Source organism: Phormidesmis sp. 146-12, assembly GCF_052939495.1.
Genome location: NZ_JBJPHS010000002.1, coordinates 167,197 through 179,699, shown reverse-complemented (window position 1 = coordinate 179,699; position 12,503 = coordinate 167,197). Strand labels below are relative to the sequence as shown.

13 protein-coding genes are annotated in these 12,503 nt (G+C 49.3%); 6 read left to right on the top strand and 7 right to left on the bottom strand.

What is annotated here, in order from left to right; all coding sequences use genetic code 11:
• Positions 1–315: 315 nt before the first annotated feature.
• The gene (locus ACKFKF_RS02020; RefSeq protein WP_446866138.1) at positions 316–1,842 is read right to left on the bottom strand and encodes a chlorophyll a/b binding light-harvesting protein; all 1,527 of its coding nucleotides are present in this window, start codon (positions 1,840–1,842) and stop codon (positions 316–318) included.
• Between the two features lie 138 nt (positions 1,843–1,980).
• Positions 1,981–3,021: a chlorophyll a/b binding light-harvesting protein gene (locus tag ACKFKF_RS02015; RefSeq protein WP_446866137.1), complete on the bottom strand. Its 1,041-nt coding sequence runs from the start codon at positions 3,019–3,021 to the stop codon at positions 1,981–1,983.
• A gap of 331 nt (positions 3,022–3,352) precedes the next feature.
• On the opposite strand from ACKFKF_RS02015, the gene ACKFKF_RS02010 reads away from it, so the two are divergent.
• Positions 3,353–3,724, top strand: a complete 372-nt coding sequence (locus ACKFKF_RS02010) for a FeoA family protein (RefSeq protein ID WP_446866136.1) — start codon at positions 3,353–3,355, stop codon at positions 3,722–3,724.
• Here the strand turns inward: ACKFKF_RS02010 and ACKFKF_RS02005 are convergent.
• The 3 genes from ACKFKF_RS02005 to ACKFKF_RS01995 all read right to left on the bottom strand — a co-directional run bounded on the left by ACKFKF_RS02005 (position 3,721) and on the right by ACKFKF_RS01995 (position 5,650).
• Positions 3,721–3,906: a hypothetical protein gene (locus ACKFKF_RS02005; RefSeq protein WP_446866135.1), complete on the bottom strand. Its 186-nt coding sequence runs from the start codon at positions 3,904–3,906 to the stop codon at positions 3,721–3,723. The genes ACKFKF_RS02010 and ACKFKF_RS02005 overlap by 4 nt on opposite strands.
• Before the next feature lie 12 nt (positions 3,907–3,918).
• A complete protein-coding gene (locus tag ACKFKF_RS02000; RefSeq protein WP_446866134.1) occupies positions 3,919–4,272 on the bottom strand; it encodes a hypothetical protein in 354 nt (117 codons plus the stop codon).
• 127 nt (positions 4,273–4,399) lie between these two features.
• Complete coding sequence (locus tag ACKFKF_RS01995) at positions 4,400–5,650, bottom strand: SidA/IucD/PvdA family monooxygenase (protein WP_446866133.1); 1,251 nt, start codon at positions 5,648–5,650, stop codon at positions 4,400–4,402.
• 88 nt (positions 5,651–5,738) lie between these two features.
• Here ACKFKF_RS01995 and ACKFKF_RS01990 point away from each other — a divergent pair, with 88 nt between their 5' ends.
• Genes ACKFKF_RS01990 through ACKFKF_RS01970 form a run of 5 tightly spaced genes read left to right on the top strand, consistent with a single transcriptional unit; the run spans position 5,739 to position 8,739 of the window.
• Positions 5,739–6,131 (top strand): SCO5389 family protein, encoded by a 393-nt coding sequence (locus tag ACKFKF_RS01990; RefSeq protein ID WP_446866132.1) that lies wholly within the window; start codon positions 5,739–5,741, stop codon positions 6,129–6,131.
• Between the two features lie 8 nt (positions 6,132–6,139).
• Entirely contained in the window at positions 6,140–6,949 is an 810-nt protein-coding gene (locus tag ACKFKF_RS01985) for a GTP-binding protein (protein WP_446866131.1), read from the top strand.
• Positions 6,909–7,235 (top strand): metallophosphoesterase family protein, encoded by a 327-nt coding sequence (locus tag ACKFKF_RS01980; RefSeq protein ID WP_446866130.1) that lies wholly within the window; start codon positions 6,909–6,911, stop codon positions 7,233–7,235. The genes ACKFKF_RS01985 and ACKFKF_RS01980 overlap by 41 nt, the downstream gene beginning before the upstream one ends.
• 2 nt (positions 7,236–7,237) lie before the next feature.
• Positions 7,238–7,939 (top strand): class I SAM-dependent methyltransferase, encoded by a 702-nt coding sequence (locus ACKFKF_RS01975; protein WP_446866129.1) that lies wholly within the window; start codon positions 7,238–7,240, stop codon positions 7,937–7,939.
• Positions 7,940–7,980: 41 nt separating this feature from the next.
• Positions 7,981–8,739: a metallophosphatase gene (locus ACKFKF_RS01970; protein WP_446866128.1), complete on the top strand. Its 759-nt coding sequence runs from the start codon at positions 7,981–7,983 to the stop codon at positions 8,737–8,739.
• A 26-nt stretch (positions 8,740–8,765) separates the two neighbouring features.
• On the opposite strand, the gene ACKFKF_RS01965 is transcribed toward ACKFKF_RS01970, so the two are convergent.
• Positions 8,766–10,508, bottom strand: a complete 1,743-nt coding sequence (locus ACKFKF_RS01965; RefSeq protein ID WP_446866127.1) for an ABC transporter ATP-binding protein — start codon at positions 10,506–10,508, stop codon at positions 8,766–8,768.
• Between the two features lie 188 nt (positions 10,509–10,696).
• Positions 10,697–12,487, bottom strand: coding sequence for an ABC transporter ATP-binding protein (locus ACKFKF_RS01960; protein WP_446866126.1), 1,791 nt, complete (start codon positions 12,485–12,487; stop codon positions 10,697–10,699).
• Between the last annotated feature and the right edge of the window lie 16 nt (positions 12,488–12,503).

Here is a 12,503-nt window from a genome sequence, read left to right as displayed (position 1 = left end):
CGGGTTAAACTCAAACGGCTTTACCCCTCATTTCAACCTTGACAGTCCACTAGTTTACGGGCTGCGATGGAATCTGTTCTCAAACAGGCAGCGTCCTAACTAAAGTGAATACAGCTATGACTCCGAAATTTCACCCTCACCCTAGCTCTCTCCCCAAGTAGAGGGAACCAGACTCTAGCCCCCTTCTCCCTAGGGAGAAGGGTTGGCGAGGGCTTCGCCCCACTTCGTGAGGAGGGCGATCCGAGACTCTACAATTGTCGAAGTTATTTAATTCTCATTCCGAACAGCAAAACTTGGTTCACGCAGTTGACGCGCCTAAACTAACTGTCGAAACAGGTCAAGATTGTTCAACAGCAGGTAAGCAAAAATCGCGCCACCCATACCGCCAATCAAAAAGCCACTGGAAAACTGGCTCCAGCCTTCCACCGTTTGCAGGGAGGTTGAAACATTGGGCACCATCTCCGCAAAGGCAGGGCGGGGTATCGCTTCTAGCCGTCGTTCAAAGGTGATACTGCCATACAAAGATAGACAAACGGTTGCAATTACAATCAAACTTGCAGCGGCAATCAAACCAGCCAAATTTGCTGATGCTGAATCCCGCAAGGGTCCGAGTTTGACAAAGGGGCCAATGAGCCAATAACCATGCGCCATCCCAATCTCTAAGCCGCGTGTGAGTGGAGACAACCCTGATCGATAGATTGGTAAGTTCTTGAGGAAATTTAGGGTGAAATCTGAGGAGTTAATTGGGGTTAGTAGATTCCCCGCTTGCAAATCTGCGGGTGGTCGTACTACACTTCCCCGTTTGAAATCAAACCCGGCGGCATCTCCGCGCGATCGAATCGCGTGCCAGATGTGACCCGCTAAAAACAATCCTGCCAGCACGAAGTGGAATGTGGCTAACCAGCCGCGAGCAGAGACAATACCGATCGCAGTCGGTAACGTTTCTGTCGGTACTTGACTCGTCAACGTTCCCAACGGTCCATAAAACACTTCCGGGTAAACCGTGTTGTTGACGCTGACAAAGTAGGCGGCAAGAAACCCCATATAGGCAACGGCACCAATGCTGTAGGACAGATATGCCTCACCGGAGTAGATTAGAATACGCCGTGCCCAGGCAAACGGTTGCGTCAGGATGTGGAACAGTCCACCTGCGATCAGCATTCCGCCAACCCAAATGTGACCACCCACCACATCCTCCAAATTATCAACTGCTGCTATGCCTTCTGAACCATGAGTGCCAAACAGATAGCCGAAAATGGTGACGGGGTTGAGTGTTGGATGGTTAATCACGTGCACATCACCACCGCCTGCAACCCAGGGGTCAAACAATCCACCCCAAAACATGGCTTTGACGACTAGCAACCAGGCTCCCAGCCCCAACAGTGTTAGGTGGATGCCTAAAATGGTCGTCATCTTATCGGTATCTTTCCAGTCATAGCCAAAGAAACTCGCCCAAGTTGGGCTATCTTCCAGCACCTCTGGACCTAGCAGCGAATGATAAATCCCTCCGGCTGCCAGAATAACTGAGGGAACAATGTGCAACACCGCAATCACAAAATAAGGATAAACGCTGGTAATTTGTCCGCCTGCACCCACGCCAAAACCGAGTGTTGCTAGGTGAGGTAGGATAATTAGCCCCTGCTCATACATAGGCTTGGTCGGAATGAAGCGCGACACTTCAAACAAGGTCATGCCACCAGCCCACAACAGCATTAAAGCAGCATGAGCTACATGCGCGCCAAGCAGTTTACCCGATAGATTGACCAAGCGAAAATTACCAGCCCACCAGCCTGTTCTCGGAATTTGCTGTTGATAAGGGCTTTCAGCAGTAACTGCTGTCATAGTAGAGATCTCCATTGAATCATCACAACTGATTACAACCGTGTTCTATGTTCTCTCTCAGATTGCAGCCGATTTGCGGCTGTTAGGTAATGACTGCGATCGACATGATTCAGTCAAAGTTAGACTCGTCAATTCTTGTTAGACAGGTTGGGGCAACACTGCCGCGTCATTAATCCGACCCTTGCGGAAGTCAAACCCGCGTGCCCGCAGTGCGTGCCAGATATGTCCTTGCAAAAAGAAGAACGCTAACCAGAAATGTGCATTTGCCAACCACGATCGCGCACTTAAAAAATCAGGATCAGGTGAGGCAAAGTAGGGAATCACATTCTGCCGAATCACCAGCATTGGGCCATAAAACACTTCAGGATACACTGTCGTGTTAACTGAAACAAACAACGTTGCAATAAATCCCATTAGCGCCAACGCACCCAAACTGTAGGATAAATACGCCTCTCCAGACCAAACAAACAGCGGATGCGTCCATTCAAACGGTTTGGTAACAATGTGGAAAATACCACCGCCAATCAAGAGTAATCCAACCCAAATATGACCGCCGACCACATCTTCCAGATTATTCACACCTGCAATCCAAAATTTGCCCACTGCACCAAATACGTAACCAAAAACGATCGCAGGATTGAGGGTGGGATTAGTGATCACCCGCACATTTTCGATCGTTGGATCATACAATCCACCGAAGAACATCGCTTTGGCAACCAATAACAATGCACCAATTCCTAACAGCACCAGATGAGTTCCTAAAATGGTCGTCATTTTGTTCGTATCCGCCCAGTCATAGCCAAAAAAGCGGAACTTTGGCTCTAATTTTTCTGGGCCGCGCAACGAATGAAAGATTCCACCAAATCCTAGAAATGCAGATGAGATTAGATGTAAGGCCCCAATCACAAAGTAGGGATAGGTAGTTACTACCGTGCCGCCTGCTCCAATGCCCCAACCCTGAGTTGCTAAATGAGGCAACAGAATTAAACCTTGCTCATACATTGGCTGTTGCGGATCGAAGTGGGCAAGCTCAAATAACGTCATTGCGCCTGCCCACAGCACAATTAATCCAGCATGGGCGACATGAGCACCCAAAAGTTTGCCAGAGAGATTCGTGAGGCGGGCATTGCCAGCCCACCAAGGAACAGTTTCGAGCGGCTGGTCTGTAGTTCTGACCATACACAGTCCTCCTGAATTAGATTAAAGGTCAGGCTTATTGAGAAAACATTCAATAAGCTTTGGAGGCATCTTAGCATGACTATTGCAATTCTTTCCTATTAAAGTGCGATTAAGAAATATAAAGAAAGTGATGCTTTTGTTAAGTTTATAGAACGAGTGCACCTTCAGCCCAATGCTCAACTACTTTCCAATTCCTGTAACTAGCTATGCTTCAATAAAATCAGACAATTGATAATGGATAGTTGCTAAAGGAATGGCAGGAGTTTAATGCAAGCCAGTATCAAGAGTGCTACACTAGCTTTCAATCTAGCCCATCCTGATTGGAGGCAGCATGACTGACGAGCCGGATTTATCGGAACTTCCTGTTTGGCGCGAATTCACTTTTTTGTCTGGAGGTTGCGAAGCGGAAGTGGATTTAGCGGTTCAAGCAGGGTTAACTGCGGTGAAGCAGATTGATCATTCCAGCCCTTTGATTCTTTTAGCTCAAACGAATGCTGGCGATCGTGTCCGCATCATTAAACTGCATTGTCTTAACGCCCTGGCAGAACTCACTGATGCAGGGATGATTGTTGGGGCAGAGGTGCAAATCCTTAGCCGAACAGTAAGTGGTTCTGTGGTGGTACGTTGTTATGGTCGAAGCATAGGGGTGGGTTCTGCCATCGCGCAGAGTATTTTAGCCACCCGTTTGGAGCCTTCAATTTAGTAGATCGATCGCCACAACTTCACCGTTTCCTTGCCAATCTCACTATCCACCGATTCGCCCCCCTCCAAAATCAACCGGATCGCAATATTCTGCTCCGGCACATTCTTCAACACCCCTGCCACTTCTCCACTCACCGCAAACCTGCCGTTCTCCCCCGACAGTCGCAGCACTTGATCGCCCACCTTCACCAATAGTTATCGCACCACGCCTGCACCCGCGATCGTCTGGCAATCCGGCGACAGGCAACGCAGACTGGCACTGTAAGCATAGCCGTAGCCACACTGCCGCAAATTGTTCGTCAACAGCACTCGCACCGCATCCCGACTCCAGAGACTAATCACCTTGCGGGAGCGATCGCGGTACGGATCTTCCACCTGCACGGGTTGAGAAAACGGCACATTCAGATCCGACTTCAATCCGGCTGACTTTACCACCTGTGGAGTCGCCCATGCGGATTGTATTAGGGAAGCAATCATCAACATTGGCGTGGCGATCGCACACACAGTACGAGTAAGCCATGCTAGAAGGGTTCGATTTCCGTAAATCATCAGTGCAACTTCCGTCAGAACTGGCAACGATCCCAAAGGGAATCGGCAAAGCCGCACGCCTCGTTTGATACTGACATTCTAGCCTGTTTGCACGGAGTTCCAGGATGCACCATCCCAATTAGAACAACTAATGAGAAGCCATTGCCAACCTAGGCTTGATGATGGCTGGGACAACGCGATCGCTCACTGCCCTTGCGCCTGACAAATTTCGCGCCGTTGGCCCAGTGCGTAATGCAGCTAACCCACCCATGATAAATAGCTCACAGTTTCGCCAGCGTAAGCATTCATCCACAATTGGCAACCCGTTCACAATATCGATGGGATAAGTGTCGAAAACATCGTTCAACAGTGCGTGCTTTGTTGCATCTAACTGGCTACCCGTGGCGCACCAGATGCGATCAATTGTTTGATGCTGAATGCATTCATGCACGTCTGCATGATCACAACACACCTGCCAGTGGTCTCCGCTCCATCTGGCTTGAGAAACTTGGCACTGCTCATAAAACACAAGCCGCCCATCTCGCTGTAAACGACGCAGTTGAGTTAGCATCGCTGGGGTCATAGAACCCCCATTCCGCGCCTGCTGAATCATTTGCCAGCGAGCGTACCAATCCGGTTCCGCCCAAAAGTCTTTGAGATATTTCGGGCCCAGCCAGCCTGGATCAGCATCAAACAGTTTCTCGTAAATGGTACGTCGGGACATGAGTAGCACCTGTGCGCCGCGTTGAATTGCGCCAACCGCCAAATGTCCACTGGTCAATCCACCGCCGATAATCAGGACTCGTTCACCTTGGAGTTGCAATCCCCGTAAATCAATTTGGCTGGAATGTAAGAGGCGATCGGCTGGGTAATTTGTTGGAACCTGCTTGACCCACTCTGGTACATGAGGGATTCCACCCCCATTGGCAATGACGACTCGGCGAGCAATCAGCGTTCGCCCATCCAATAACTCTAAACAAAATCGGGAGCAACGGCGATTACTCAACGGTTTAACCCGCACAACTTGAGCCGCACACACGCAATTCTCTAACTGCCAGCGACGGATCACATCCTGGCAAAAGTCCTGAAACAATCGAGTTCCCGGCAGGTCGTAGGGTGGAAACAGTTCATTGGGGCGAGACTCGGCAAAGGTGCGAAGGGCGTGGGAATTGGGGTCGGGTTGGTGGACGGCTGGCGACCTGAGATGAGGAATTTCCAACGCCGCAAACTGATGATTCCAACGACTCATCCAGGTGCCGCTGGGGTCGAAGACGAGAAACCGTCCTCGCATCGATTTTTTCTTTTGCAAGAGGTGGGTTACCAGTGTCAGGGCATGGGGCCCCGCCCCGACGATCGCCAGGTCAATGGAGTCTGGCAGAGCAAACACGGCATCAGGCATGAATCAATTACTAGGTTGTGAGAATGATTATTATTTTAGTTGTATCATAGGACGATGTTTTGCAGTTAATGGATCATGAGGAGAAAAAATGTCTCTAAACGTTAGTGAAGCCCTGGTTCAACAAGCAGCAGCAGGCGAGGTGGATGAGTCAGCCTTTGTCGAAACCATCCAGCAATCCTTGCCCTATGCCTGGAATATTGTCGAGAAGCTGTCCCATAGCCTCCACCAGGATGGCGAAGAGTGGGCAAACTATGCAGTCGCTCCACCTAGCGAACAGGCGCGAGGACAATTGCTTCGCATGGTGGGGGGTGATGCGATTCGGGGGGCAGTAGAGCGGCACTTTGACGTGAAGCTGGCATTCCAGAATTGTCACAACCTGGCGGTCTTTCGGCGCGATCGTTTAGATTCTGATGCTTACCACAACTTCACGTCTATTCGGAATCAGATTCTCAACCAAACCCCTGAACTGCAAGACTGTTAGAACTTCTGATGCCATCACTTAACATCACATTGGTGTCTGGTTTACCCGGCGCGGGAAAAACGACCTGGATACGGCAACAGATCAATTCTGCTGCTGAGACAGCCGTCTATCTAAATCTGGGATCGGGAAACACTCCCATTGACCCAACCTATCTGGCAGCAGAGATTCCTGGACTCACCGTGCTACCCGTCGAGCAGTTGACTGATTTTTTAGCCCATCCGCTTGTAGGCTCTGCTGTCTACGTTGAATTGGGGTTTCACATTGATCTAACCTCCCTAATTCTGCCTGACTCGATGGCAGACTGCCGACGAGTGGCGGTGTTGCCGCCGGGAACTCGACACACAGAATGGCACGACTGGGCAGACCTTGTGGTAACGGGTGTTGAGACGGGTGCGGCGTTATCACAGCCTCATCTCTGGCGTTCTGTTCTGTCGGGACAGGTGCTTGACCTCGCGAGTCTCAATACTTTTTGGTATGAACTGATGCATGGGGCGTATGGAACTGTTCAACGCGCCAAAGGCGTTTTTGATGTTGCTGATGGGAGGTCGCTCCATTTCGACTTTGTGACTGGACTTGCTGAACCAACCTACTTGGAACTCAATCTACCGCGCTGGCTAAATGGTAGACCCGATAGATTGAGAGGCATTGAGGTCGTTGGTGAAGCGCTGGATCAGGACTCAATCGCTCAAACTATTAAAGACTGTTGCTTGAATGATCAGGCGATCGCTGACTACCAAAAACAAATTAAAGACTCATTAGAACCAGGAGAGGAAGCAGATGAAGATTGCGGTAATGTCTTGCATTCATGGCAACTATGAAGCCTTGAATGCGGTACTGTCTGACATTGACGATCACAATGCCGATAAGGTCTACTGTCTCGGTGATCTCGTGGGGTATGGCCCCCATCCAAATGCCGTAGTAGAAATGATTCGCGCGCTCGATATTCCCACTTGTCAGGGATGTTGGGATGAAGACATTGTGGAAGGGTTGAATTCCTGTGAATGTAGTTATCCATCAGTGTTGGCAGAAAAGCGCGGCAAGTTGTCTAAAGGGCTAGAGTACGCTGAACGCGCCGATGATCCAACTCATGTGTGTGAGCGGTAGCCATGAGTGAAAACCCATTTGATTTTGATCAGAATCCCAATTTGCCAACGGCTGACTACGACATCGCAGTACGGCAAAGTATTCCGGGATATGATGCCATGCTCGCAATGCTGGCGGCTTTATTCCAGCTTTATTTGACCGATGATGCTCATATTCTTGTGGTTGGGGCAGGCGGTGGTAATGAGATTAGTTCTTTGAGTCAAACTCGTCTAACCTGGCAATTCACAGGGGTTGATCCCTCTGAGAAAATGCTGACAGTGGCTCAGTCAAAGGTTGACTCCTTAGAAATTGAGAACCGCGTCAGACTTTATCATGGAGTTGTGCAAGAACTTCCAATACACCTCTTCAACGCTGCTACTAGCCTACTTGTGATGCATTTTCTCCCGGACGATGGCACAAAACTGGATTACCTCAAGGCGATCGCGGCTCGTCTTCAACCAGGTAGTCCATTTGTGTTAGTAGATTTGCATGGAGATAAGCAAGCAGAGGTGTTTAAGCGATTGGTTGACGGATGGCAGAAACGAGCGCAAATGGTAGGGATGGAATCACAGCGGCTCAGCGAACTTGCTGACGGAGTGTGGCAACACATCCAATGCATTCCAGAAGAACGAACCCTGGAATTATTGGCTCAAGCGGGTTTCGTCAACATAACCCGCTTCTATACTGCTTTTATTTTTGCAGGCTGGGTAGCGTTTGCAGCCTAGTTGCAGTGATCCAAAATTACAAAGTTTGTAGTGCAGCAATAATGACTTACTGGGTAATCTTGAGCGGAATCGAAGGTAATTTAGCTGCTTATGAAGCAGTACTGGCAGACATCAAACGGCAGCGATCGCCAGTCGAAGAACTCTATATCTTGGGTGATGTGATTGCACCGACACCCGAAACTGAAAAAGTGATTGAACGAGTCAGATCGCCTCGCGACTATGAACCTGTACCCCAGGTTTGTCAGGGTTGGTGGGAAGAACAGTTGTTCATCTTACACTGTTTGGGACGAACGGGAGAACCGACTGAACTGATTGAGCAATATGGAATAGAAATGGTGAAAACTTTGTGGGACGCGATTCCACGAGAAATGGTTGAATGGGTGCGTTTAGCGCAAAGCGCAACTGCGAAGCAACCGCTTGACTTTGGTTTCTTTGAACTCGATTGCTTACTGATTCATGGCAGCAGCGTTAGTGTCAGTGATGAATTAACACCGGATACATCGCCCATTCAAATGCTCGATCGCCTGATGCGAATGGATGCGAACATACTGTTCTGTGGGCGATCGGGATTAACGTTCCAATACGAAATTCAGCAGGGTAGTGTAACCTCCAGCGTCACAACCTTAGATCAGGCAACCTCATCGCAAGCCACCCTGGTTAAACCTCGGCAGGTGATTGGTGTGGGCAATGTCGGACGCATTCCCGGACAGGCAACCTACACGCTCTACAGTCCGAACACCAATCAAATTGAATTTAGAACGGTGCGATATGGTAAAAGTCGTGGGTTTGCTGCTCTGTAAGAAATGTAGTTTGAGGCGAAATCATCTTACGCAGCGATATGCCATTGACGAGACTGTTGTTGAGTTTGCCAGAGCAAGGCATAGCGATCGCCGTTGGACATTAGTTCTGTGTGAGTTCCTCGCTCTACAATCTGCCCATTCTCTAACACTAGAATTTGATCAGCACCTACGACAGTAGAGAGGCGATGAGCAATCACAATCACGGTTTTGTTTGCTACTAGTTGATCGATCGCCCGTTGGACTGCCACTTCGCTTTCGGTATCCAAGGCTGAAGTTGGCTCATCTAGCAGTACGATCGGCGCGTCTTTGAGAATGGCACGGGCAATCGAGATTCGCTGCCGTTCACCGCCCGATAATGCGCCGCCAATTTCGCCGACGCAAGTTTCATAGCCGTTGGGCAAGCGTGTAATAAACTCGTGGCAATTAGCAGCACGGGCAGCCGTTTCCACTTCGGCATCGGTGGCATTTGGCTTTGCCATGCGGATGTTATTCAAAATGGTGTCATCAAACAGATACACATCTTGAAATACAACGGAAATCGATCGCATCAATTCATCGGGGTTAACCTGACGCACATCGATACCACCGATTTTGATGCTGCCCTGCTGGACATCGGCATAGCGACTGATCAGACGCGCGATCGTTGATTTGCCACTCCCTGATGATCCGACTAAAGCCGTCAGCGATCGCTCTGGCAACTGAAAGGAGAGATTTTGCAGCGTCCAGTCGCTCTGATCAGCATAGTGAAAGTAGACTTGCTCAAACGTAATCTCAAATCGAGTCGGTTGAATTGATGTAGATTGCACAGGGAGAGGAGGAATATTCATCACCGCTTCAATGCGTTCTAGCCCACTTTCCATCAGGTCAAAGATGCTAGTTAACCCAGTCAGTTGTGCCAAAGGTTCGCTAAATCGCAGAGCAATCACAATCAGCGCAAACAGAGCGGGGACAGACAAACTTCCTTGTAAAATAAACAGTGTTCCTAAAGCCAGCACGAGTAAGATTCCCGCTTCGACCAGGGTGGAGAGCGCGATAGACGGCAAGTTAAACAAACGTTGTGCGGTGGACTGAACCGATCGCTGAGTGATCAATGCTGCTTGCAATCGCTGCGACTGTTGCCCCGTTTGTTGGGTTGCTCTTAGTACAGGCAATCCTTGAGCATATTCCACCACGCGAGAGGCAACCTCTGCATCAGCCATTGCCACCTCACGAAACACTTTAGCCGTCAGCGTGCGGAAATAGCGATAGAGCGGAATTGCAAACGGAAAGGCAACGAATAACGCCACGGCTAATCGCCAATCAATGAACAGCGTTACCAGCCCGATCGTCAATGGAACAATCAGCGTTTGAATCACCAATGTACATAGGCTACCAATCCACAAAACAATCTCGCTAACATTGCCGCTCAGAACAACATTGAGGTCACCCGATCGCCGACGGTTGAGTTCTTCTAGTGGCATTCGTCGCAGTTGTTCTCCCAGTCGTAATCGGGTTTCGTGAGCAACATCGTTGGAGGTGTTCCAGCCAAAATCAAGTTCTTGCCAGCGAATGAAGCCCTCGATCAGAACAAGTATTGCCATGATTGCCAGCAGTATCCCAATCGGTTGTGTATCGATCGGTTGTGTCAGCAAAGCCGATAGCAGTGGGAAAAACAATGCAAAAATAATGCCTTGCAGAATAGAAGCAATCACCGATAGCAACAATGCCGTTTTTAACTGAGGTTGATAGGAGCCTGCAACATCCAACATCCGACGATAGGTTTTTAGCATAAAACTTCTGCTATTTTGAGAGATTAACTTAGATAGAACGCACCTACACCTGTTGCTGATTGGAGGGATGAATCTGTGGGAAGTGTCGATCTTTTCGCCCCCTAAATCCCCCAAAGTTGGGGGACTTTGAACCTTGGGTTTCTCGCCGCTTTGGGGCAATTCATCCCCTGATTCAGCAATGCCCGCACCTAAAGTGCCTCAAGAGTAGTGCTTTCTCTTACTTTCAACTGGAGTTTCCACTGTTGGGCTTCTTCGTGCCGCTCCCAAAGTTTGGCATACACGCCATTTGCATTCACCAATTCATCATGGTTACCTTGCTCCACGACTTGCCCTTGATCTAATACAACAATTTGATCTGCGCTCATGATAGTAGGTAGCCGATGAGCAACAATGACTAAGGTTCTGTCCGTTGTTAGAGAAGCGATCGCCGCTTGAATCAATGCCTCATTTTCAGGATCAGCGAAGGCGGTTGCTTCGTCTAATACCACAATGGGATTATCTTGCAGAATGGCACGAGCGATCGTGATTCGCTGTCGTTGCCCCCCAGATAGATAGGAGCCGCGCTCTCCGGCGATCGTGTCGTATCCCTGTGGTAACGCCAGAATAAATTCATGGGCTTGTGCGGCACGAGCAGCAGCTTCTACTTCGGCATCGGTAGCATTGATTTTGCCTAATTTAATGTTGTTGCGAATCGTGTCATACAGCAAAAAGGTGTCTTGAAATACAAAAGAAACCCAGGACATCAGAGTGTCAGAGGTCATTTCTCGCACATCCACACCCCCAATAGCAATCGCGCCATCCTCCACATCCCAAAAGCGCGGAATCAATCGGGCGATCGTAGTTTTACCTGCACCAGAGGAACCAACCAAAGCGGTAACGCTCCCTGCGGGCATCTCAATGCTGACATCTTGCAGGGCTAGACGGTTTCCATAAGAGAAAGTGACTGCGTGGAACTGTATGGAAGCCTCTGTGGGTTGTTTGGATTGTTCTGGCTGCGGTAGCGGCGGCTCTGCCAAGATTGTCCCAATCCGTTTTGCTCCCGCATTTGCCTGATTGATGAAATAGGACAGGGTAAAAATCGGTTTGAAGGCTCCACACAATCTAGGCGATAGTAGCAAAAACACCAACAGTTGCGGAAATTTTAGTGATCCCTGGATCATGAGCCAGGCTCCTACGATTGAAATAATAATCAGCGTGGGTAAGGGTTCAAACAGGAGTGTGCCCAAGCGTCCAGATGTGCCCGTGGTTTTGTTCCAGTCTCGAATCGATTGCGTAAAAGAATCGAGCGATCGCTGAAATCGAGCAAAGGAGCTACTCCCATCATCAAAGGTGCGAACGACCTGCATCCCTTGAACAAACTCAATCACAACACTGTTGATCTGCTCATTAGCGCGATCGTATTCCCCTCGTTTTTCAGCATAATCTTGCAATGCTAACCGAATAAAAATCAGTCCGATCGGCAACACAGCCACTGTCACCAATCCCAACCGCCAATCGGCAATTAACATCGCAATCAGCGAGATCACAGGTGTAGTATATGCTCGTCCCAGGAGAGGAGTACTGTCAGCAACAAAGGCATGGAGCGATTTAACATCATCCTGAACAATCTTTTTAATCGCACCAGAACCCGTTGTGATCACATATCCGAGCGGTACTGTTGCCAGATGTTCAGTGATGGCGGTTCGCACGATTACTTCTAACTTGAATGCTGCTAAATGGGAAGTACTGGAGGCAAATACTTTAGTGGTAAAAGAAATGGCCACTGCGATCGCGGAAACTGCTACCCACATCCAGATTTGGTCACCATCAGGAGCAGGCTTGAGCAACTCAGACGCAATGGGTGGAACTGCCAACAAAGACACAATCGCTGCAATAGTGCTGATCACAGAAAGCGCGATCGCCACCATGATTCTGCCTTGCACTGGAGCCATGACTTCCCAGATGTTTAGGGGTGGCTTTGGGTAGAGTTGATCAGTCATTTGGCGTAATTGGGGT